Annotated in this window: 20 protein-coding genes; 5 read left to right on the top strand and 15 right to left on the bottom strand. The window is 66.8% G+C overall.

What is annotated here, in order from left to right:
• Positions 1-110 precede the first annotated feature (110 nt).
• The 8 genes from AB0H61_RS27570 to AB0H61_RS27535 all read right to left on the bottom strand — a co-directional run bounded on the left by AB0H61_RS27570 (position 111) and on the right by AB0H61_RS27535 (position 9,088).
• Positions 111-1,238, bottom strand: coding sequence for a glycosyltransferase (locus AB0H61_RS27570; protein ID WP_357310026.1), 1,128 nt, complete (start codon positions 1,236-1,238; stop codon positions 111-113).
• 111 nt (positions 1,239-1,349) lie between these two features.
• Positions 1,350-2,327, bottom strand: coding sequence for a GAF domain-containing protein (locus AB0H61_RS27565; protein WP_357310023.1), 978 nt, complete (start codon positions 2,325-2,327; stop codon positions 1,350-1,352).
• 4 nt (positions 2,328-2,331) lie between these two features.
• Positions 2,332-4,149 carry an EAL domain-containing protein gene (locus tag AB0H61_RS27560; RefSeq protein ID WP_357310131.1) on the bottom strand — a complete coding sequence of 606 codons (1,818 nt, stop codon included), beginning with the start codon at positions 4,147-4,149 and terminating at the stop codon, positions 2,332-2,334.
• A 67-nt stretch (positions 4,150-4,216) separates the two neighbouring features.
• Positions 4,217-6,355 carry an Rv1355c family protein gene (locus AB0H61_RS27555; RefSeq protein ID WP_357310021.1) on the bottom strand — a complete coding sequence of 713 codons (2,139 nt, stop codon included), beginning with the start codon at positions 6,353-6,355 and terminating at the stop codon, positions 4,217-4,219.
• Complete coding sequence (locus AB0H61_RS27550) at positions 6,345-7,118, bottom strand: hypothetical protein (RefSeq protein WP_357310018.1); 774 nt, start codon at positions 7,116-7,118, stop codon at positions 6,345-6,347. Before AB0H61_RS27550 ends, AB0H61_RS27555 begins: the two co-directional genes overlap by 11 nt.
• A 254-nt stretch (positions 7,119-7,372) precedes the next feature.
• Positions 7,373-7,807, bottom strand: coding sequence for a GyrI-like domain-containing protein (locus AB0H61_RS27545; RefSeq protein WP_357310016.1), 435 nt, complete (start codon positions 7,805-7,807; stop codon positions 7,373-7,375).
• Positions 7,804-8,247: a GyrI-like domain-containing protein gene (locus AB0H61_RS27540; RefSeq protein ID WP_357310014.1), complete on the bottom strand. Its 444-nt coding sequence runs from the start codon at positions 8,245-8,247 to the stop codon at positions 7,804-7,806. The genes AB0H61_RS27545 and AB0H61_RS27540 overlap by 4 nt, the downstream gene beginning before the upstream one ends.
• A gap of 475 nt (positions 8,248-8,722) precedes the next feature.
• On the bottom strand, positions 8,723-9,088 hold the full coding sequence (locus AB0H61_RS27535; protein ID WP_357310012.1) for a DUF4345 family protein: 366 nt from the start codon (positions 9,086-9,088) through the stop codon (positions 8,723-8,725).
• A gap of 314 nt (positions 9,089-9,402) precedes the next feature.
• Between AB0H61_RS27535 and AB0H61_RS27530 the strand changes: the two genes are divergently transcribed.
• On the top strand, positions 9,403-10,371 hold the full coding sequence (locus AB0H61_RS27530; RefSeq protein WP_357310010.1) for a PHB depolymerase family esterase: 969 nt from the start codon (positions 9,403-9,405) through the stop codon (positions 10,369-10,371).
• 3 nt (positions 10,372-10,374) lie between these two features.
• Here the strand turns inward: AB0H61_RS27530 and AB0H61_RS27525 are convergent, their stop codons facing one another.
• Both AB0H61_RS27525 and AB0H61_RS27520 read right to left on the bottom strand, forming a co-directional pair.
• On the bottom strand, positions 10,375-10,827 hold the full coding sequence (locus AB0H61_RS27525; RefSeq protein ID WP_357310008.1) for an SRPBCC family protein: 453 nt from the start codon (positions 10,825-10,827) through the stop codon (positions 10,375-10,377).
• Positions 10,828-10,894: 67 nt separating this feature from the next.
• Positions 10,895-11,380, bottom strand: a complete 486-nt coding sequence (locus AB0H61_RS27520) for a MarR family transcriptional regulator (RefSeq protein WP_357310006.1) — start codon at positions 11,378-11,380, stop codon at positions 10,895-10,897.
• A gap of 642 nt (positions 11,381-12,022) precedes the next feature.
• Here AB0H61_RS27520 and AB0H61_RS27515 point away from each other — a divergent pair.
• Positions 12,023-14,263: a hypothetical protein gene (locus tag AB0H61_RS27515; protein WP_357310004.1), complete on the top strand. Its 2,241-nt coding sequence runs from the start codon at positions 12,023-12,025 to the stop codon at positions 14,261-14,263.
• Positions 14,264-14,362: 99 nt separating this feature from the next.
• On the opposite strand, the gene AB0H61_RS27510 is transcribed toward AB0H61_RS27515, so the two are convergent.
• The 3 genes from AB0H61_RS27510 to AB0H61_RS27500 all read right to left on the bottom strand — a co-directional run bounded on the left by AB0H61_RS27510 (position 14,363) and on the right by AB0H61_RS27500 (position 17,009).
• The gene (locus AB0H61_RS27510; protein ID WP_357310002.1) at positions 14,363-15,652 is read right to left on the bottom strand and encodes a glycosyltransferase 87 family protein; all 1,290 of its coding nucleotides are present in this window, start codon (positions 15,650-15,652) and stop codon (positions 14,363-14,365) included.
• Between the two features lie 60 nt (positions 15,653-15,712).
• Entirely contained in the window at positions 15,713-15,967 is a 255-nt protein-coding gene (locus tag AB0H61_RS27505) for a hypothetical protein (protein WP_357309999.1), read from the bottom strand.
• Between the two features lie 139 nt (positions 15,968-16,106).
• Complete coding sequence (locus AB0H61_RS27500; RefSeq protein WP_357309997.1) at positions 16,107-17,009, bottom strand: helix-turn-helix transcriptional regulator; 903 nt, start codon at positions 17,007-17,009, stop codon at positions 16,107-16,109.
• Positions 17,010-17,110: 101 nt separating this feature from the next.
• On the opposite strand from AB0H61_RS27500, the gene AB0H61_RS27495 reads away from it, so the two are divergent.
• From AB0H61_RS27495 to AB0H61_RS27485, 3 genes are all read left to right on the top strand, one after another.
• Positions 17,111-17,854 carry an SDR family oxidoreductase gene (locus AB0H61_RS27495; RefSeq protein ID WP_357309994.1) on the top strand — a complete coding sequence of 248 codons (744 nt, stop codon included), beginning with the start codon at positions 17,111-17,113 and terminating at the stop codon, positions 17,852-17,854.
• A gap of 605 nt (positions 17,855-18,459) precedes the next feature.
• Positions 18,460-18,969 (top strand): RNHCP domain-containing protein, encoded by a 510-nt coding sequence (locus AB0H61_RS27490; RefSeq protein ID WP_357309992.1) that lies wholly within the window; start codon positions 18,460-18,462, stop codon positions 18,967-18,969.
• Positions 18,851-19,648 (top strand): DUF1460 domain-containing protein, encoded by a 798-nt coding sequence (locus AB0H61_RS27485; protein ID WP_357310129.1) that lies wholly within the window; start codon positions 18,851-18,853, stop codon positions 19,646-19,648. Before AB0H61_RS27490 ends, AB0H61_RS27485 begins: the two co-directional genes overlap by 119 nt.
• Before the next feature lie 821 nt (positions 19,649-20,469).
• On the opposite strand, the gene AB0H61_RS27480 is transcribed toward AB0H61_RS27485, so the two are convergent.
• Complete coding sequence (locus AB0H61_RS27480; protein ID WP_357309990.1) at positions 20,470-20,892, bottom strand: hypothetical protein; 423 nt, start codon at positions 20,890-20,892, stop codon at positions 20,470-20,472.
• A gap of 57 nt (positions 20,893-20,949) precedes the next feature.
• Positions 20,950-21,567 (bottom strand): DUF2637 domain-containing protein, encoded by a 618-nt coding sequence (locus tag AB0H61_RS27475; RefSeq protein WP_357310127.1) that lies wholly within the window; start codon positions 21,565-21,567, stop codon positions 20,950-20,952.
• Between the last annotated feature and the right edge of the window lie 26 nt (positions 21,568-21,593).

The raw sequence follows: 21,593 nt of genomic DNA, 5'->3' as shown, positions 1-21,593 counted from the left end.
CCCGGCCGTTCGGTCAAGGTCGGACCCGGCCTGGGTTGACACTGTCGGCCACACCGAGCAGGAACCAGTCCGAATGTGGGAACAATGTCCGTACAGGCCGGTCGTGACCCCTATCTCCCCAACACCGCGAGCATCCCTTCCACCGCGCGCGGCCAGGTGAACTGTTCCGCGCGGATGCGGGCGGCCTTGCGACGGCGCGCGGCGGGGAGGGCCAGGACGTCGGTTACCGCCTGGGCGAAGGCGGAGGGGCGGTCGGCGGCGACGGCGCCGCATTCGGCGGTGACGATATCGGCGAGGGCCGAGGAACGGCTGGCGACGACGGGGGTGCCTGCGGCCAGGGCTTCCAGCGCGGCGAGGCCGAAGGTTTCGTGAGGGCCGGGTGCGAGTGAAACATCCGCGGTGGCAAGGAGTTTCGCAACCATGGCGCGTTCGGTGATGAAGCCGGTGAAGTGTACGGCGGGCATGCCGCTGGAGAGCGCGGGCAGGGTACGCGCCCGCCGCTCCAGCGCCTCGCGACGCGGCCCATCGCCCGCGACGACCAGCCGCGCCTGCACCCCGGCCTTGCGCAATTCGCCGACCGCTTCGATGCTGCGATCCACTCGCTTCTCCACCGAGAGCCGACCGCAGTGCACCAGCAGCGGGTGTCCGGGCACGCCCAGGTCCGCGCGTAGTCGCCGGTCCCGGCGGCGCGGGCTGAACAGTTCCAGGTCCACCCCCAGCGGGACCAGTTCGACATTCGGCGCACCGATGCGGAGGAATTCCGCGCGCGCGAATTCCGTTGTGCAGACCACGATGTCGTAGTCGTCGGCGGTGCGGCGGTTGGCGATGTCGGCGCAGCGGCGGGCGGCGGGGCCCGGCAGGACCTGGCCGAGCAACCGATCCAGCCGTTCATGCGAGATCATCACGCTCGCCACATCGCGCCGTCGCGCCCAGCGACCGAATCCGCGCAGGGTCAGCCGGTCGGAGACCTCTAGGACATCGGGCCGCAGACCCGCCAGTACATCGGCGACTCGCCGTGGATCCGCCGCGCGATACCCGCCAGTCCAGGGAATAGCCAAGGCGGGCAAGGTGATTCGCACCGCCCCGGTCGGCAGCAGTTCCTCGTTGCGGCGTGGTCCCGGCACGATCAGCACCACTTCGTGCCCGGCCGCCACATACCCCTCGCCCAGATGATGCAGTGCGGTGCGCAGCCCACCGGACCGCGGACCGTAGAAGTTCGCAAGCTGCACGATGCGCACCCCGCCGATCGTCCAGCGGATCGGGTTACCGCGGGGACCGTACCGCTCAACGGAGCGTGAACAGCAGTGAAAGAACGGGCCAAGCCGCAGCACGGGCGCGGCGCGGCGAACTCAGGTGGCCGGGGAAACCCGCAGGATCCCGTGCCCGCTCTCCTTGGCCATCGGCAGCAGCTCCGCGCGCACGGCGATCCAATCCGTATCCGCGAAGCGCACCCGGATACGCAAATGTCTGCTCACCACGTGGCCGTCCGAATCCGCGACGGCCGCCAGCTCGTCGCACGCGGCACGGAAGACGACCCGGTCGTCGGGATGCAACTGGGGACGTTCGACAGCCCAGCGATGCAGCGGTGGCGGCGGTACGCGTGGCCATTCGTAAATGACACCGGAGACCAGCCCGACGAATCCGACGCCCTCCACCGCATGCTGCGAGACCGCCCGCATCATCTCCATATCCACATCGGGCCGGACCAGCGCGGGATCCGGAATCAGATGCATCAAGGCCCGTATCCTGCGGTCCCGCGGATCCGCCCGCGTCACCATCTGGAAATTGCGCACCCGGCCGTCATCGCCGATCATGTCGACATCGCCCTGGTAGCGACCGTCCATGGTGCCGACCATCTCGAAGTATTCGACGCGTCCGTCGAAGCGCACCATCGCGCCGAATGCCTCCGGCGGTGTCCGGACCACCCGCACCTCCTCGGGCGCGCGTGCGAACACCAGTTCCTCCAGACCCGGTCCGTGATAGGCCAATTCGGTATCGGCTTCCCAATCCCAGGCCGCGACCGCCGGCCGGGCCGGTGGCCGCTCGGTCGGCGGCCCGGCCCACACCTGTACCCCGTGGACCTCGTCGAACGCGCAGCGCACCGGAATCCCGACCACGACAAGACCCGCATCCCGGTGACTCTCGATCACCCCTGCCTCCCGACACCGGCGGACCACCTCGGCGATGTGCCGCGGTGCGGCAGGTCCGAGTTCACGGCGCGCCCGCACCGGACTCCCCCAGTCGCGCAGGCGAATCCCATCGGCGACGAGTGTGGGTTCCTCGGAAGCGCGCAGCGTCTCGATCAATAGCCAGTCGTAGCCGGGCATGGCCTCAGTGCATGGTCTGGCTGCGACCGACCCGGGGCAGATCCAGGTCCAGCGGGATCCGGCCGAGGGCCAGATGCGCCTCCACCTCGTCGGAGGGCATCGGCCGGGCGATCAGGAAGCCCTGCGCCCGATAGCAACCCAGGCCGACCAGGGTGCGCGCGGCGACGGCGGTCTCGACGCCCTCGCCGACCACCCCGAGACCGAAGGAACCGGCCAGACTGATGATCGATTTCACGATCGCGAGATCGTCGGTGCTGGCCCCGAGGCGCTGGACGAAGCCGCGATCGATCTTCACCGCGTCGACCGGGAGGGCCTTGAGATGGGAGAGCGAACTGTAGCCGGTGCCGAAGTCATCGATGGCGATCTGCACGCCCATCCGCTTGAGCCCGCGCAGCGTGACCTGGGTCCGCGCCAGATCCTGGACGACCACATGTTCGGTGATCTCCAAACAGACCGAGCTGCCGTCGATTCCGAACAACCGCAGAATGTCCTCGATGCGTTCGACGAAGTCGAGGCTGACCAACTGAACCGGTGACACATTGATCCGCATGACCACATTGCCCGCCAGCCCGCGACGACGCCATTCCGCGAACTGGGCGCACGCCGACCGGATCACCCAGCGGCCGAGCTCACCCGCGAGGTTGGTGGCCTCGGCGACGGTGACGAAGGCGGCCGGGGGTAGCAGGCCCCGGGTCGGATGCATCCAGCGGACCAGCGCCTCCAGCGCGACGATTCGGCCGGTGCGCAGGTCGACCTCGGGCTGATAGTGCAGCAGCAGGGAGCCGTCGGAGACCGCGCCACGCAGATTCAGTTCGACATCGTCCTGTAGCTCGAACTGGGCGCGCATCGCGTCGGTGAAGACCGCGACGCCGTTTCCGCCCCCGGATTTGGCCGACAGCAGGGCGTGATCGGCGCGACGCAGCACGTCGGCGACCGTGGTGTCACCCGGAATACCCACCGCCACACCGACACTGGCGCCACGGCTCACCGATTCACCGCCGACCGTCACCCGCCGCCCGATCAGCTGCTGGATCCGGGTCGCTTCGTATTCGGCGGCGACCGCGTCCATCGGCTTGGCGGGCACGATGACGAACTCGTCCCCACCCAGGCGCGCGATCATGTCGTTCGGATCGAGGTGTTCGAGCAGTCGCGAGGACAGGGTGCGGATGAAATTGTCGCCCGCGGTATGCCCCAGAAAATCGTTGAGCGCCTTGAGCCGATCCAGATCCAGGAAGAACGCCGCCACCGGGCCCGGGGCGCCGGATCGCAGTCGTTCCTCCATGTGCTCCAGCAACGCGCGCCGGTTGGCCAGTCCGGTGAGGTCGTCGTGCAGGGCGATGTAGCGCAACCGTTCCTCGGCGACCACGCGCGCCTGTAGCTGGGCGAAAAGCGCGGCGATAGCCTTGAGCACGTTGAGTTCCCGGTTGCTCCACTCGCGATCGCCCGCCTTGACGAAACCCAGCGCACCGGTCGATTCGCCCCGCGATAGCAGCGGTACCGCGGCCGAGGTCACCTGTGGAATACCGGAGCCGCGCCGGACCGTCTCCTGATAGTCGGCGAACTCCGGCGTCGGTCGGGCCACCATGGGCTCGGTCGCGTGTTCGAGCGCGCGGAACACGGCGTCGGCGTTGTCGAAATAGATGATGCCGAGCGGGTCGGGGTCGGGCACCTGCTGGCGGTGCGGCCACTCCGCGACCAGCACCGTCGCCCGGCGCTCGCGGTCGGTATGACGGACGTAGCTGAAGTCGACGTCGAAGTATTCGACCAGTTGCGCGAGCACTCGCTCGGTTGCCGCGACCATGGTCGTGGCGTCCACACCCATCAGCTCGGAGGCGACCTGGGTCACCAGTGAGTCGAGTGTCCGCCGAGGCACCTTGTCTCCGATCGCGCTAGCTACGGGTGTCCACGCCCGGCACCGGACGCCGCCTGCTTCGCACCGTCGCGGCGGCCGTGTAGCTCAGGCGCAGAACCAATGCCATGATCTCATGCCCGGGCACTCCCAGTAGGTTCAGGAAACGGCTCTGAAGTGACGCTAGTGTATCCGTGTAGTCCGGGGAAATCGCGGCCAGTTCGCTAGAACGTTGCGCATAAAGGAAGATCGGCGAGATCGGCTGGACCGCCAAACCTAGCCGTTGGGCCTCGAGCCACACTCGCTGCACCGCCTCTCCCGCTCGGGCGTATCCGGTGAGTCCGGATTCCGTCGCGGCGAAGGTCACCGCGACGAGTGCCGAGGCGGACACCACCCGGTCCCGGGTATAGCCGCGCAGCGCCACACCGCCGTCCCACGACCGCACGTGCGCCATCACATCGGCCCGGCGCCCGATTTCCAGCCCGGCCCATTCCTGCGGCGTCAATTCCAAGCTGCGCGCATCGATGCCGACATCCGGATCGTCCTCGGGCCAGCGGACCTCCTGCATCATCTCGGCGTGCAGCCGTGGCGTCAGGTACCGCACCCGATCGGATTCACCGAGTAGATCGGCGGCCCTGGCCATGGCACCGGGATCGGTGAGTGCGTACAGCCGGGCGCCCGATGCGGCGGCCACCGCGGCCAGTGACGGCACGGCGCCGGACGCCAGCGGAGCGCCGCTGCCGAGGCCACGGTTGGTTTCCCTGGTGAGCACGGCCGGATAGTCGGCGGCAGGCCCGGGATCGGCGGCTTCGCCCAGCCGCAGCACTCCCTCCAACGGGGTGGAGCGGTCCGCGGGCTCGATGAACTCGTGGGCGCCGAGCAGGCCGGATGCGGCGGCGGCCGCCCGCGCGTTGTACAGCGCCGCACCCAGCGCGACCGCACTGCCGCGATAGCCGATATCGATCGCGGACGAGTGCTCCGGTGCGAGCTCGACCCGAATCACCTCGGCGTCGGCCCGCAGTCGCCAGGGCTGGGTGTTGCCGCCGGATGGTGCGCGCTGCGCGGCCTCCAGGATCTTGCCGATCGCGTCGGTGGCGGGGACGGGCTCCGGCTCGTCTTCCCAGATCAGCTCGCCGACCGGAGCGGGCTCGGCCAGTTCGTCGAGGTGTCGGTCCATATCGATGCGGATCCGGCCGGACGGTAGCTCGAGGCCGAGCCCGATCCGCCGCGCGGCCGCGACAACGCTTGCCGCGCCGTGCATTACGTCGCTACCGAGCTGCGGCCAGCTCGTCACCGTCTCGCCGACCTCGACCATACTGGCGGCCAACCGCGCCGACAGCGCCTTCGCGCCGAACAATCGCACCACGAACGGCGCCTTCTCCTGCGGCGACAGGCCGCGCAGATCCGCCGCGCGCAGTGCGCCGAGCAGACCGTGGAACGGCGGCCGGTCCGGCTCCAGGTCGAAGCGCTCCACATCGAGCAGACCGCGGTCGCTGGTCTCCATCAGCAGCGGTATCGCATGCCTGCCCGCGGCCTCGCGGATCTCGAGTTTGATATCGAGCGAATCACATTCCTCGACAACAATCGATAGTCCGGCGAGGAACTCGTCGACCGAATCGGCGTCGACACCCGTTTCGAAGATTTCCACCGGCAGATAGGGATCGAGTTCGGCAATCTTGCGTGCCGTGACGACCGCCTTGTTCACGCCGATATCGAAGACCGTGCCCGGCACCCGATTCAGATTCGACAGCTCGATGTCGTCCAGGTCTGCCAGTCGAAGCCTGCCCCCGATGCCCTCCAGCGCAAGCAGATAGGCGACGGCGTGTCCCGCGCTCTGTCCGACGACACCGATCGTCAACTCACGCAAACGATCCTGTTCCGCCCGCGTCAGCTTGTTGCGATTACGGTCCAGCCGGACGCTGCGGAAAATATGCGGCCCCGGCAGCCCGACCAGGGCGCGACGCCATGGGTAGTAGATCCACCGATCCGATTCCGCCGCCTGCGCGGAAATCTCGCCTGCCTTTATCCGGTCGAACTCGGTACGCAGCAGCCCTCGGAGATCGGAGCATTCGGTGTGCGGCCGCGCGCGCAATTCGGCGAGAGTTCGGGCGTCTTCCGGATCGGCCTCGTCGAGGATCAGCGGCCGATATTCCGCCACCCGGCGCTGGTCACCGCCCATGTTTGAGCCGACCCTCCGGTTCCGGCCCGGCGGCGCCGCGCACATCCGCGGTGGGGAGGTCCGCCAGCCCGAGTTCGTGCTGTTCGGCACGAATCCGGCGATATTGCAATGGGTCGGCAATTGCCTGATATGCCCGAATATCCCACCAGATCGGGACAGTGCGGTAGCGCTCGTCCGGATACGGCGCCGCCGGGATGTGTTCGGCGATCACGGCTCCGCTGGCCCGGTGCCGCGCGACCGTGAAGGTGGCGACGGTGGCGAAACCGTAGCGGGCGTCGAGTAGCCGCGCGGCGTGCAGCACGGTGCGGGATATCGCGGCGCTCAACTCCGAGCGATGCTCCGAATCGCGCGCAACCCAGGCGCCTTTGGCCTCGATCACACCGTCGGGAACGCGGTCGGCGACCATTCGTCGCAGATCGTCGGCGCCCGGATGCCCGGCCCAATCGGTCACCCCGTGCACCTGATCGACGTCGGCGTATCTGCCCTGCATGCGCACGCCGGCCACGGCCGCGCCGGAGGGGTCGAAACCGAGAAAGAACAGTGCGGTCGAACGGCCGTCCCTGATCCGGTCGAACTCCAGTGCGGATTCCACCTCGAAGTGGCGATAAACATCCAGCGCACCATGCAGATACCGCTCCCACAGTGCCGGCTGAGCAGCGGGGGCGGCCACAAAGAATGTGCACCCGGATTGCCGGTCCCGGTATCGCAGGATCCCCCCGACGAGGGAATCATCCGGAACGACTGCAATCGCTTCGACAGTCATTGGTATTCCTACTCCGTAGCTCCGCACCCACGCACGGTTGTCAAGCCCCATCCAGCGAACCCACCCCACCACCCGCATGCGGAGCAAGATTGCCTAGGGCAGTATCCGCCATCCGACAGGAATTGACCAGACGTCCGGCTAATCTCCCGGAAACAAAGTGACGGACCGGAAATTCCTGCAGGTCAGACCGATCACATCAAGCCCCCACAACAGCGTGGAGACCAGTTGGTTCCTTCGCAGCTATTTGCTGGCAATTAGACCAGGATGGAGATGAAGAGTTCGACGGACTCCGGCCCCCGCCAGATCTCGATTTCTTCACGGTACGCACGGGTTATCTCGGCCGAGGCGGTCGCATCGTCGACCTGCGCCCAGACATCCTCGACCGGGTCGTGATAGTCGCCGTTCGGCGCGAACCTGGCGTAGACCCCCTTGGGCACCCGAACCAGGATGTCGCCGACCGGAACCGCCTCGGCGGCCGCGTACTCGAAGCAGACCATCGCGTTGTAGTTCCCGGCCGGATCCGGCACATACACCGTGTACATGGGCTGGTTGACTTCCGCCCGATCGCGCAGTCGATCCTTGAGGAACTCGATCAGATCGCTATTGCTGACCTTGAAGCTCGGACGCACCCGCGGGACAACCAGCCCGCCGTAGATCGCTTCGTTGCGGACGACGATCGCATAGGTCATCGCGGATCGACCGCCAGGTAGAGATCGATCTTGTAGGCGTGCGGATAACACTCGAAATCGCCCGTGTAGGTGCGCTTGATCTGGTTGTGCTCCTCGGCATACGCGATCTGCGTCCACAGGTCGGTCATCACCTGCGGAAAGTTACCGACCGAAGAGAACCGGGCATAGGTGCCACCCCGCAGTCGCGCGACCAGATGGCCGCGGGTGACATCCCCGAAGGAGGCGCACTGATATCCGACGATCTGAGTGTTATAGGTGCCGAGTTCACCGCTGTAGTCGGTATACGCACTGGCCAGCGGACCGCCGAGCTCCTGATGTAGCACCGCGGCCCAAGCCGCCTCGAGGTCGCGGTCACGCAGCTCCCCGAGCGCACGTTTCGGGCTGCGCACCGGTAGCCCGGCCACCCACGTTTCGTCCCGCTCGACGATTTCAAACTGCATGAAGAGACTCTTTCGAGGTGCATCCGGGGGCGGCGCCCGCATCCGGTCGGCTAGAAAGGCCATGCTACCAACACGGTCCGGGTGTAAACGATCACATGTCCGCGTCGCGGTTCGGGTCGATACCGGCGCTGAACTGGACAGATGTCCGTAAAGGGGGGTTACGCAGCCGTGGCGGGTGTGATCGATATCCGCCGGAGCGCCGTCTCGACCGTATGGCGGCGTCAACGACGTTGACATTCGCGCAAATTCACGGCTATCGATGGCGCGCGGCGATCCAGCTCTCCGCCCGGCCACGCGAGCTGGTCATACGGAACCGTGAGGTCGCGACGACACCGGCGCTCCACCAACGCACAGCACGATCGGCCCCGCGTGTCAGCGCACGGCTATTCGATCGGCCCCGGCGGCGTCGCGGCGAGGACAGGCCGGATGAGGCAGGTCGGGAACCGGGGCAGACCGTGCGCGCGCTGTACCCGAATCAGGCGGCGGCCCAAAGCAATCCGGCGGCCACGAGTTCGATGCCGAAGTAGAACCAGATGGGATAGAACGGCACGGCCCGATCGACCATCCGCGACACCACCCGGCCGAATGCCATCCCGGCCAACGCCGCCGCGACCGCGATCACCGCCCCCGTCCGGATCCCGCCGACATCGAATGCGGCCGCCGCGAGCAGCCCGGCGATTGCGACACCGAAACCGCCATAGACCGCCCGGATCTCCGACCGGCTCTCCGGCGTCTCGATCGGGATGCCGAACGGCCGGGCCAGCGCCGCCGGGGCCACGAGCCCGTACAGCCCCATCACCAGAAAACACACACCCACCACACCGATCACCGCAGTTGCCACGGTCCGTCCTTATCCGCCGTCGTGAGTCGCGGGCTGCGACTATTGCGATCCTTGCCGAGGCGACCTCCGCACGGCTTCCGGAATCGTGCGGTCACCCCACACCAGTGAGCTTCTGGAATGTACCCGTGTGACCGCACGCCCCTCGTCGGGTTCGGCGTGTCGATGACCTGCGCCGGGTGCGCGGCAGCAGCGGATGGGACGGCACGCCGCTGCGGATCGAACTCGCAGATTCCAGCAGCCCGCGATGGCGGTCACCGAATCGGCTATAGCCGGGGTTAGCCTCTGAGGTGCAAGTCGCGAGTTTCGTGTGGGGAGTGCAGTTGATCGAGCGCGTCATCTCTCGGAATCGGCTGGCGGCCATGGTCGCCGTATTGCTGATGGCCTCGGGCCTGACCGCGCTCGGCGGTCCGCGCGCGCACGCGGCCGATATCACCCAGCGCGGCTACACCAATGCGGCGGGCACCCGCAGCTACTACCTGCACGTACCGCCGGGTGACACGGCGGGTAAACCCCTGATGATCTACCTGCACGGCTGCACCGACCCCGAGGCGCAACTGGCCGATAACCGCTTCTCGCTGACCAGGATCGCCGACGAGCTGGGTTTCGTCCTCGCGTATCCGATCCAGACCGGGGAAGCCAACGAGCGCTGGTGCTGGAACTGGTTCGACCCCGCCGACCAGGAGCGCGAAGCCGGTGAGCCCTCGATCATCGCGGGCATCACCGAAACCCTGATCGAGGAGTTCGGGATCGACCGCGCCCGCGTCTACGTCGGCGGCTACTCGGCGGGCGGCGGTATGAGCACCGTCATGGCGGCCACGTATCCGGATCTGTACGCCGCCATCGCCCCGATGGCGGGCGGACCGCACGGCATGAGCCTGCGGCCGCTCGGCGTGGATCTCACCGGCGCCACCATCGTCGCGTCGATGGGCTCGCGGGCCCGCCCGGTCCCGGCCTTCTTCCTCCAGGACCTCGCCGATCAGACCAGCCTCTACCCGATCGGCCGCGCCAATATACTGCAATGGCTCGGCGCCGATCGGCGGGCGGGCAACCTCATCCTCGCCGACACCCCGACGACGGTCACCACCACCGCGGATCCGGTTCCCTCGACAATCGAGCACTACACCGGAAGCGGCTGTGAGCTGGCGCAATTCGTCACGCCCATCGGACCGGACCACATCGGCGGCGGGCAGCTCATGCAGTCACCGTCGGGACTCGCATTGCAGCGCCGGATGATGGATTTCCTTCTGACGCACCGACTCACCGACCCGCGTCAGGCCTGCTGAGGGCTATTCGACGAATGCCTTGATGCGGTGCAGGGTTTCGCGCATACCCTCGCGATTCGTCTTGCCACGCATCCGTCCGGCCATCATCCAGTACAGCCGCAGGGGCAGGATCCTGGCCAGCTCGAACGACTCGGTGACATCGGTGCCGCCCTCGACGGGCTCCAGGCGGTAGCGCCACGTATTGACGTCGATCCCGCCGGGACCGAGCACGGTGAAGGCGAATTCGCGGCCCGGCTCACTGGCGACGACCCGACAGACCGTCCAATACTTCAGGCCCCAGCCGTTGCGGTTGACGTGCCCGCGGAACTTCGCGCCGACCGCGGGTCCGGTTGCCCCGCCGATCCATTCGGCATCGAAGGTTTCGGGACTGAACCGCCCGGTATTGGTGATATCGCTGACGAGTTCCCAGATCTTCTGGGCGGGCGCGGCCATCCGAACTGTCACACTGTCCTGCATACTCGCACGCTAGCAGGCGGACATCGCCGAGCCACGACTGTCTCAGTCGGGCGCGAGCATCGCGGCTTCAGTGACAGAGCGGGGAGTCGTCCAGGGTCAACTGCGCATCCTCGATGACGGCGGTCACCGCACGCAGCTGCACCCGGAACTCCTCGAGATCGGCTGGTTCCAACCCGATCGCGCAGGCGAGCTGTCGCGGGATGCCGCGGGCGCGCTCGCGCAGTGCCGTCCCGGCGGCGGTGAGCTGCACCTGCACCGAACGCTCGTCCTCGATCGATCGGCTGCGGGTCAGCAGGCCGTTCGCCTCGAGCCGCTTGAGCAATGGCGACAGGGTGCCCGAATCCAATTCCAAGGCCGCGCCGAGATCCTTCACCGCCACCGCCCCCCGATCCCACAGCACCAGCATCACCAGGTACTGCGGATAGGTCAGGCCGAGTTCGTCGAGCAGCGGTCGGTAGAGCCGGGTCACCGCGCGGGAGGCGGCGTACAGCGCAAAGCACACCTGCTTGTCGAGCTGGAGCTCCTCGCCCTGCGCCATCTCACGCTGCGTCATGTGTCGCACCTCCACCTAAAACGGTAGCGAGCAACTCAGTTGTACACAATAACCGCTGGTGTGACGCTTATCGCCCAGTTGCCAATCGGTTGCGCGCATGGGGACTCGGCGTGGCGGCGAATGCGCCGGATTCCAGGCTTCCGGCAATACCCGCGGCCCCGCGGTCGGGTCATCGATGGACGACGCCCGGGGCCGCACTGCCCTCGAGTGGGTGACGTATGACGGCGATCGGTGACCCGGTCGGTCGCATTCCGAATCCGCCGCCACCGAGCACGACATGAGAACGTCCGCTGCATGCGGCACGACTCGGCGTCGACATCCCATCGGCATCGATGACCGCGCTCGGCACCGACGCCCCGGTGTGTGGTGCGAACCCACATGCCGAACGCGACGGCCGTACCGACACCCACGATAGATCCGAACAATAATGCCGCGCAGCGCTTTTCCCATATCGGCGCGAGCCGAGCCGGTGTCAGTGGCAGTCGGGACCGCGGGCCTGCGCGCCCTCCGCGAATACGGTGATCAGCGGCACACTGTCCACCCATGCCTGTTCCGGCGCACCGGGCCGCAGCGCAGTGTTTCACCATCGTGCAATCATCCGGTCTTGTCCTGATTACCCGATTCGCCTACGCTCCCGGCTTCGTGAGCACAAGCGTGGCAATCGAATCGCGACGAGACAGATATATCTGGGGGGCGGTCACCGCATTCGGAGTGGTCGCCGGATATCTGGCAGTCCTGCTGGCCGATGCTCGCCACTATTACACCGACGACACCGAGGCCCAGTACGCCCCCATGTGGGTGATGCTCGGAAACGAGATGCGGGCAGGCCGCTTCCCCGCGCTGGTGCCCTGGGAATGGATGGCGGGAAATTACTCCCTGGAAGAGGCCGGGCTGTACAACCCGCCCCAACTGCTGATCCATCTGCTCGCGCCGTCGATGGACAACCTCGCGGTGTACGCGACGGTGGTAAAGCTGATCTTCTCGATCATCGCCGGGCTCGGGGTCTACCGGATCTGCCTGGCCTACGGCGCACGCGCCCGATGGGCCGCGGTAGCCGGCGTCGGATTCCCACTGAGCGGGTGGTTCCTGTTCTTCGACCAGGCCAGCTGGATGACCTCGCACACCGCCACCGCGTGGCTGGTGAACGCCTGGGCCTCGGCGGTGCTCTACGCGCGCGGACGCAGCGGCCCGATTCCGGTCTTCGTATTCCTCTATCTGGCGCTGACCGTCCAATACGCTTTCCCCGCAGTCGAATCCGGGTTGATGATCGCCGCGGTCGCCGCGGGTGAATTCGTCTATCAGCGCCGGTGGGCTCCAACGCTGCGACTACTGCTCGCCTCCGGTTGCGCCGTGCTCGCGGCATTGATCGCCAACCTGCCCGGCATCCTGTCCTCCCAGGTGACCTGGCGCGGCAATGCCCGGATCCACAACGATCCGTTCCTGACGGTACCGTGGTCGGAGTCGCTCAACGCCAGCCTGCCGAGCACCACGCCCGCGTTCACGGCCTGGTGGGGGCACGTCCAGCCGCTGCCGATGGTCTATATCGCGTGGTTCCTCATTCCGGCGCTAGCGTTCATCGACTGGCGGGCGGCCGGGCGTTCGGTGCGTGAATTCAGCGGTGTGGGAATCTTCGCGGGGGCGATGCTGATGTGGACCGCGGGGCCCGGCGCGATCGGTCCGCTGCGCTGGCCGGCCCGGGTGTTGCCGATGCTGGCCATCGCCCTGCTCGTCCTGGTATGTCTGCTGCTCAGCCGATACGGGATGTTCGCATCCGCGCGGCGGCGCGCCATCGCCGCGGCGGTATTGATCGGATTGCTGTTCATACGCTCGTTCTCGGCGGCGCCCGAACTCGTCGTCCGGCATCTGATCGCGGTCGCGGTGGTCGGCGCACTCGGGGCCGCGGTGGTGTGGCTGGCCCGCCACCGGGGTACCGCGGTGGCCTGCGCGCTGATCATCGTGGCGATGTTCCCGATCGCCTTCACCCAGGTCCAGGCCGCGCCGACGACCCCGATGTCCTATAACTTCCCGGAGCGTCGTTCGGCGATGACGGCGGCCTTCCCCGACTTCAACGGCCGCACACTGCAACTCGCGGATCGCGCGCTGTTGCTGCCGGAGGACAAGAACCTAGCCGGCGCCTACGGATCATTGGCGATCGGCAACTACGCCAAGAACCTCGGGCTCGAATACGTCAACGGCTACACCCCCATCGGGCATGCCGCCTTCGCGGGCCTGCTCTGCATGGCTTGGGACGGCAGCACCTGCCCGGATGCCTTCCGCCGCGCCTTCGCCCCCGAATCATCCACCGGCCGGACGATTGTCGACCTCATGAAGGTCGATCGGGTGGTGCTGCACCGGGCCCAATACCCCGATGTGCGCGACCATCCCGCGCCCGCGGGCTGGCACTGGGTGGATTACCCGGGCCATGAACGCTACATCCGGGTGCTGGAGCGCGTCGACGGTCTGCTCTCCACCCGCAACGGAATCATCGCCGACACCGAGGGAGTAGCGGCGACAGCGACGTTGCAGAACAGTTTTACGAGCAACGCCCGCGTCACCTCGCCCAACGGCGGCCGCGTCGTACTGTCCCGGCTCAGCTGGCCGGGTCATCGAATCACCCTGAACGGCAATGAGATCCCATTCACCACGGTCGCGAAAACCTTCATCGCGGTCGATATCCCGGCAGGCACCGACAACGCCGAACTGATCCTCACCTGGCGTCCACCCGGCTGGGAGATCAGCATCGCGGGCGCCTCGGCGGGCCTGGCCGGAATCGGCCTACTGCACTGGGCATATCAGCGCCAGCGCAGGCGCGGTCCGGACCCGGCCTCCGGCGAGCCGACCGCGGGCGCACCCGAACAATCGCTGGTGGCCACCACCGTCTGACCGCGATCGCGGCAGCACCAGCTCGCCTGCGGGCGGCAGACGGTCCGACCGGTGCCGCCTGGCGTGGCACCCACACCTCGCCCCCGAGTCGCCCCAGCCTCATTCCACCGGCTGATGGGGGCTGCGCTCCGGTGCGGGCAGCGACGGCGATTCGCAGACCCGATCCGGGAGCGCACCCGAATCGGCGTGACCGCGACGCGCGAGCAGGACGCCCGAGCCGACAAGTACGGCGAAGTAGGCGATGATGTAGATATTCATCAGGATCGGGGCGATCGGCCACGACGGCGGCAAGAGGAATACCCCGATGGACACCCAGGTGTCGCTCCAGTGATAGGCCCAGGCGCAACTCGCGACATAGAGCGCGACCGCGCCGGCCCACCAGCGCGGCCGCGACTGCGCCCGGTGCACCAGATAGACCAGCAGCGGCACGAACCACACCCAGTGATGCCCCCACGAATACGGCGAGATCACACAGGCGGTGAGTCCGGCGAGGGTCACCGCGAGCAGCCGTTCCCCACACCGGTACAGACCCACCGTGATCATCAGGCTCGCGCCCGCGACCGCGCAGGCCAGCACCAGCCACAACCACACCGGCGCCGGATGCCCGATCAGATGCGCCATCGCGCCGCGCAGGGATTGGTTGGCCGGATGGGTATCCACCGCAATCCGATTGGATTGGAAGAATATCGACGTCCAGTACTGCCGGGAATCCGCGGGCAGCACGACCGCGCTGACGACCACCGTCGAGAGGAACACCGCCGAGGCGGTGACCGCGGAACGCCACTGGCGCAGTGCGAGGAATTGCACGATGAAATAGCTGGGGACCAGCTTGATCCCCGCTGCCAGGCCGACGCCGAGCCCCCGCATCCGACCGCTGTCGGCACGCGACCAGTCCCAGAGCGCCAGCAACATCAGCACCAGATTGATCTGCCCGTAGTACAGGGTGGTCCGCACCGGTTCGAGGAAGACGCAGGTGAGGGCGAGCAGCACGCTGATACCCAGCAGCCGGGGTCCGAGCCGGTAGCCGAGTATCCGCCAGCTCATGAGCACGCAGCCGACGAGTACGCAGATATTGACTGCCAACCAGGTATTGGTGACGGCCGACCAGGGCACCCAGTCGATCGGGATGAAAGCCAAGGCGGAGAACGGGGTATAGGTGTACAGCAGCCCGTAGAAGGTCGGCTCGGCATAGAGCGGGCGTCCGTGCAGAATCCGCCACGCCCCGTCCCGGTAGACGTGTACGTCCAGACCGCCGACCAGGATGCCCGACTTGTCCAGCCACGGATCGACCGTGACGAACAGCAGGGTCAGCGAGACAACGGCACCGACTGCAAGAACGAAAAACGTTGGCCCCGTGCGTGAAAAATTCTGCGGCCGCGAACTACGCACAAGCAGTCAACTTACCGAAAGCCCGAAGTTCGAACATGACAACAGGTTCCGTGGCGGGATTCAGCCCATCCCGCGACCGGCGCCCGGGGAGTCGGCCGCGCCGCGCTCGAGTTCGGGGAAGCTCTCGCGAAGGTTGTCCAGGCAGCGGCGCACCTCCCGCAGTTCGCGTTGCAACAGCAGCGATTCGGTGCTGGCCCGGGGAGTTCCGCGGCTGGTCATGCCGTTGGCGCGGATACCGGCCGCGAGTGTTTCGGCCTCCGCCATGAGCAGGTCGTAGAACACCCGCGCCTGTTCTACGTCGGATCGGTCCCGCACTCGTCCCTCGTTGTCATCCGAACGGAGAGTCCCACCGGGTGGGCGGGGCTCGTCGTTGTCGATGATTCATGGTTACGCGCAAGTGAACGGACGTCAAACGGAATCGGTCGCGAGTGTCCGCGGACTCGGCCGGGGACGACTACATCGACGTCGGCGCGGATCCGGGCGCCACCGTCGGTTCGGCCGTGGCGCGGCCGTCGAGATCTCTTCTGCCCGTTTCCGATCCGGCGACCATACTGCCCAGGAGGCCGAGTGCGTGTTCCGAGCTGGAACCGGGTTCGGCGTGGTAGGCGACGAGGATCTGGCCCTGGGCATCGTTGACGGTGAAGATTTCATACGACAGCGTCAACGCACCGACCATCGGGTTGATGAAGCGCTTGACCCCCGCGGTTTTGACGCGCACATCGTGCCTGGCCCACAGGCGGCGGAATTCCGCACTCTTCAAAGACAATTCGCCGACGAGTTCCGTCAGGCGCGGGTCGTCGAGATCGTCACCCGCGGTCGCGCGCAAGCTGGCCACGGTCTCCGCCGCGACCGTCGGCCAATCCGCGTAGATATTGCACGCCTCCGGATCGAGGAACATCATCCGCAGCTGGTTGACACCCGGCACCGAGCAGGAATTGACCGCCGCTGCCAGGGGGTTCGCCGCCAGCACGTCCAGATACCGACCCATGACCAGGACCGGCGTGGTGGTCCACGTGTCCATCAGCCGCAGCAAGCCGGGGCTGACCCGCTCGGGTCGGCGCGGCGCGCGCTTGCGCCGCAGGACCGGCCGCGCCAACTCCCGCAGATGCGCGGTGCCCTCCGCATCGAGGTCGAACACCCGGGCCAAGGCCGCGATCACCTGTTCCGACGGATGCTTGTCGCGTCCCTGCTCGAGCCGCACATAGTAGTCGGCGCTCACCCCCGCCAGCAGCGCCACCTCCTCGCGGCGCAGCCCGGCCACGCGGCGCTGGCCACCGGCGGGTATGCCGAAATCCTCCGGGCGGGCGAGTTCACGCCGCGCCCGCAGGAAGGAACCCAGTCGATTATCGGAGTCCATCAATCGAGCGTAAGCCAGCGCCGCCGGGCCTGGGTGGCCCTCGCACTACCAGGAAGTCCGCGACCTGGCAGCCGGGCGCGCCGGGCAACAACGTGGTGGTCATGACACAGAACCTCGAAGGCCGCATCGCGGTCGTCACCGGAGCAACCAGTGGAATCGGCGCGGCCACCGCGCGCAAGTTCGCCGCCGACGGCGCGCGGGTGGCCGTACTCGGCCGCCGCAAGGACCGGCTCGACGAGCTCGCCGTTGAAATCGGCGCAATAGCCGTCCCGACCGATGTGACCGATCGCCAGTCGGTCCGCGATGCCGCGGCGGCCGTCCGGGCCGAGCTCGGCCCTGTCGATCTCGTCGTCGCCAACGCGGGCGTCATGCTCGCGGCGCCCTTCGAATCGGCGGAAGCCGATGAGTGGGATCAGATGGTGCACACCAATATCAACGGATTGCTCTACACCGGACGCGCTTTCATCGACGACCTGCTCGCCGCCGCCGACGCGCATCGACCTGCCGACCTGGTGCACGTCGGCTCCATCGGTGGCCACACGGTATTCCCCAACTACGCCGTCTACACCGCCACCAAGGCCGCGGTCGCCCACCTCACCCGCAATATGCGGGCCGAATTCGGCCCGCGCGGTGTCCGGGTGAAGAACATCGAACCCGGATTCGTCGGTACCGAACTGGGGGATGGCATGCGCGATCAGCAACAACGGGCCGGACTCGCCGAGTGGCGCACCCAGATGGAAATCCTCACCCCCGAGGATATCGCCGACGCTGTCGCCTACGCCGTCGCGGCACCGCGGCGGGTGAACGTGGCGGAGCTGATTGTGGTACCCACTGCCCAGGGCTGAGAGCTCGCTCGGCGCAGCTCATTTCGCAGACGGGTAGGTTCGTATCGCATCGGAGTCGAGGACACCCCACGACGATCCGCCACGTTGGCGTAGATGCTCCGCCGACCTGACCGGCGGATATAACCGCAGGCACACAACGGAAATGGGGAAGTGATGGGCTCGAACGATATGGCCGCTCAGGTTGGCAATTGGCTGCGCGACGGAATGCTCCGCGGCGATCCGGTCGCGCTTGTCGCAGCCCTCGTACTCGGCGCCTTCGGGGGACTCCTGGGTCAGGGTCTGTAATCGGACGACGTCCGCCGACGCGGTCGCGCGGACCGAATAGGCGCCGCTGGATCCCTCTTCCGGGTCCGGCGGCACCGTCGTATCCGGCACCGCGCGGACATTCGGTGGAGATCGGGCGGTGGCGCTGTTGGCGTTGCCGCCGCGCGATCACGCGCGGCGAGAGGTCGGCCTGGCGGTCGCACCGGCGGCAAGGATGTCTATGACCCGGGCCCGCGCCGAGGGCGCCTCAGACTTGTAAAGCCACACGCCACTAGAACTTTCGAGGCGCGCTCGGCCTGTTCCCGCTGCTCTGGTACACGGCTCAGGAGTGAGGAACCCGGGTGTCCGACAACATCGCTACCCAGCACGGTGCCAGCCCGGCACTGCGCACCGATACTTTCCGCTGCGGCTCGGCCGTGAGCAGGCTCGCGCCCGATCACGGCAGGCGCAACCACTGCCCGAGTTGCCTGATCAGCCGTCACGTGGACCGGCGGGTCCCCGGCGATCGGGCCGAAACCTGTCGGGGCCGCATGGTCGTGGCCGTTCCACCGGTCTGCGCGGACATTATTCGACTCGGATCGCCGGAATCCTGCGAAAAGTCACGAAGAATGTCCGCTCACACCATGTCGCTCCTGGCACCCTATAGCCTGGGCCAGGCAGATCCGGACTGTTGCGGCAGTCGGCGAAACCGCTGGAGGTACCTTGCGCACCATCGCTCAACTCGTGTCCGTTGTGCTCGCGGTGGTCGGTTGCCTCACGCTGGCGTTGCCCGCCGCGGTTGCCGAACCGAGTGGCACGGATTGGGCAACCGCAGCGAGTATCGACGATGTCACCGGGCGGAAGATCGATGAGTTGCTTGCGGTACGGGCGGGGTCCGGCGGCCAGCGCAAGGCCGACCTCGTCGAGTTGCTCTCCCGACAGTTCCTCGGCACACCGTATGGCGCGAATATGCTGGTCGGCTCGGCCACCCAACCCGAGCAACTGGTCATCGACTTCCGGCGGGTGGACTGCTTCACCTACCTCGACTACGTGGCTGCACTGAGCGAATCCGCCGATCGCGCGCAGTTCGTGCGGAACCTGATCCGGACGCGATATGTCGACGGCCGCGTCGATTTCCTCCAGCGCAGGCACTTCTTCACCGATTGGGCGAATACCTCGCCGATCAGCGCCCGTGACGTCACCGCCGCCGTGAGCCCCCGGGCGGTCACGGTGACGAAGGATCTGAACGCCAAGGGCGACGGCGGAAACTACCTGCCGGGCCTGCCGGTGGTTCAGCGCGGCATCACCTACATCCCCAGCGGGTACGTGGACGAGGCCGTCATCGGTCGACTCCGCAACGGAGACTACGTCGCCGCGTACGCCGACCTCCCCGGCCTGGACGTCACCCACGTCGGAATCTTCGCGACAACCCCGTCGGGTCCGGTATTCCGCAATGCCTCCTCCCTCACCGCCAACAACAAGGTGGTCGACTCCCCCTTCCGCGACTACGTGCGCACGGTCCCCGGAATTGTCGTGCTCCGCACGGAATGACCGCCGCCCGGCGAGTGCTTAGCACCCGCCGTCAAGCTTCCGCGCCATACCGACAACGCGACCGGTCAGGTGTACTCGATCGGGCTCGATTCCGGGCCGCGTCGAAGATCCAAGAGGGTGACCCACCCCGGTCCCGGCGGAACCGCACAATCTCGGCCGTGCAGATCCAGGTCGGTCAAGTCACGCGAGATAGCCGCCGCCTCGCCGAAGTAACTCGGGCACAGATGAAATGTCACCTTCGTCCCGCGTCCGGGAGGGGCATCGAACACTTCCCGCGGCCCACTCGGACGAAGCGCAGCGAGAGTTCGACGAAACCCTCGCCCCTCCCGCCACACCTCGACTACGGCACATGAACTCACCGCGGCCGCGGCGGCCCACAACCACCGATCGGTTCCCAGGAGCGAACCGAACACCCCCGGCTGCGGAGTCCCACCGTCGAAAGGACTCGCTTGATCGTCCGTCACCGAGAAGGCGAGATCATCGAAGACCTCGGCGTACACGGAGGGCGAGTGCGTAGGAGCAAGTTTGGTTGCAGGATGAAGCGCATGGGCCAGCACTGCGGCCAGGACCCGAGTCGGAAGATCAGGATTCCCTCGCCCCAATCCGAAGTACATCCCAGGTCGCGAGCGAACGGCCTCATCGAGTTCGAGCACTCGGATATGCGCCGAACTGTACTCGGGGTCGGACATCTCCCGATACTACGTACTCCCGCAGAGCCCGGCGGCCACACTGCGGGTGGCTGATGCTGGTTCTTTGCCGGGCCCCGCCCGGAAATATTCCGTCGACGGAACATCGCCGGGTGGGCCGAGTTCGGCGGCGGGTCAGCCTATTCCATTGACCAATGAATGCTCTGCAATACCCTCGGGCAGCCATTGGCTCTGGGCGAGCGCTTCGAAAACACAGATCAACAACAATTTGCGGCCGCGCTGTCCGGCACTGATGTCGGATTCGGAAGTTGATTCATGGCCACGCATTCCGGACAAGGCGGCGCGACGCGGTCCGGGCTCGGACAGCATCCAGAACAGTTCCGGTCCCATCAGGGTCGAGCGACCGCCGGTCTCGCTGAACCAGCGTCCGGAGTATTCGATCATCAGATCGGTGAATGCGTCGGCATTGCCGATCGCGTCGGTGAACTGTGTCATCGCCCCCGAGCGATCCAGACTGCTCTGGATGATCGAAGCCAATCGGCCCGCGATTTCCCGAAACTGGTCTACGCCTTGGTCTTGCCACACGGTCGTCGCCATTATGTGCTCCATAGAGAGGTTCGAGGGTGACTGAGGTTGGTCGAGCAGCGTGCGTCGTTAGATGTGTACGGCGGTCGTAGCGATCTTGGGTCGTTCGATAGCGTCCAGCGAAGTGGGCCGGTCCTGCGATCCGACCCCGATGGTCTGCCGTCCGGTGAGCCCGGACGGAATGGTCTCGAGCGGGTAGAGCTTAGGCTGTCCCACTTCGAGGGGTTCGGTGACCCGCTCCAACTCCTCGGCTTCGGAGGCCGCGGCGGCACATTCGGCCGCGATCTGCCTGCCGCGTTCCCAGATCATCAAGGTGAGATGCACCGCGAACAACATCGTCAGCGGCATACCAGCGTAAATCGCCATCGCCACAACGCCGCCACCGATCTCGTGGGCGTACTGAATATTCCCGGAAACCGAGACCAGCGTCGAGAGAGCGAACAACACGGTCGCATACCACCAGCCCATGCTCCATTTCCGGAACGAAGCGGTGGCGATGATGGAACCGATCACCAAGCCGTCGATGGCGATCGGCACATTCGAGGCGAGTTCGGGCGCGACCAGATTCCGTATCGAGAGATCGTGCAGGGCATCGAAAGACATTTGAAAAGACTTGACGGCCACGACTCCCGTCACGACTAGCGACGCATGTGCTGGACGCGGTCTGAACGAAATCAACCGCCTCATGATGTGCCGCGCCCCGCGCGACGGGG

Origin of the sequence: Nocardia sp. NPDC050710, from assembly GCF_040654375.1 — a bacterium.
In the GTDB taxonomy this organism is placed as follows: domain Bacteria; phylum Actinomycetota; class Actinomycetes; order Mycobacteriales; family Mycobacteriaceae; genus Nocardia.
Note: the sequence above shows the minus strand (reverse complement) of the source record. Positions and strands in the feature narration are given on the sequence as shown.

Excerpts from the sequence above, each read along its gene's own strand:
- AB0H61_RS27565 (WP_357310023.1), bottom strand. The coding sequence starts at position 2,327 with ATGCCCGGCTACGACTGGCTATTGATCGAGACGCTGCGCGCTTCCGAG.
- AB0H61_RS27560 (WP_357310131.1), bottom strand. The coding sequence starts at position 4,149 with ATGGGTGTGGACGCCACGACCATGGTCGCGGCAACCGAGCGAGTGCTC.
- AB0H61_RS27555 (WP_357310021.1), bottom strand. The coding sequence starts at position 6,355 with ATGGGCGGTGACCAGCGCCGGGTGGCGGAATATCGGCCGCTGATCCTC.
- AB0H61_RS27550 (WP_357310018.1), bottom strand. The coding sequence starts at position 7,118 with ATGACTGTCGAAGCGATTGCAGTCGTTCCGGATGATTCCCTCGTCGGG.
- AB0H61_RS27545 (WP_357310016.1), bottom strand. The coding sequence starts at position 7,807 with ATGACCTATGCGATCGTCGTCCGCAACGAAGCGATCTACGGCGGGCTG.
- AB0H61_RS27540 (WP_357310014.1), bottom strand. The coding sequence starts at position 8,247 with ATGCAGTTTGAAATCGTCGAGCGGGACGAAACGTGGGTGGCCGGGCTA.
- AB0H61_RS27525 (WP_357310008.1), bottom strand. The coding sequence starts at position 10,827 with ATGCAGGACAGTGTGACAGTTCGGATGGCCGCGCCCGCCCAGAAGATC.
- AB0H61_RS27520 (WP_357310006.1), bottom strand. The coding sequence starts at position 11,380 with ATGACGCAGCGTGAGATGGCGCAGGGCGAGGAGCTCCAGCTCGACAAG.
- AB0H61_RS27500 (WP_357309997.1), bottom strand. The coding sequence starts at position 17,009 with ATGGACTCCGATAATCGACTGGGTTCCTTCCTGCGGGCGCGGCGTGAA.
- AB0H61_RS27495 (WP_357309994.1), top strand. The coding sequence starts at position 17,111 with ATGACACAGAACCTCGAAGGCCGCATCGCGGTCGTCACCGGAGCAACC.
- AB0H61_RS27480 (WP_357309990.1), bottom strand. The coding sequence starts at position 20,892 with ATGGCGACGACCGTGTGGCAAGACCAAGGCGTAGACCAGTTTCGGGAA.
- AB0H61_RS27475 (WP_357310127.1), bottom strand. The coding sequence starts at position 21,567 with ATGAGGCGGTTGATTTCGTTCAGACCGCGTCCAGCACATGCGTCGCTA.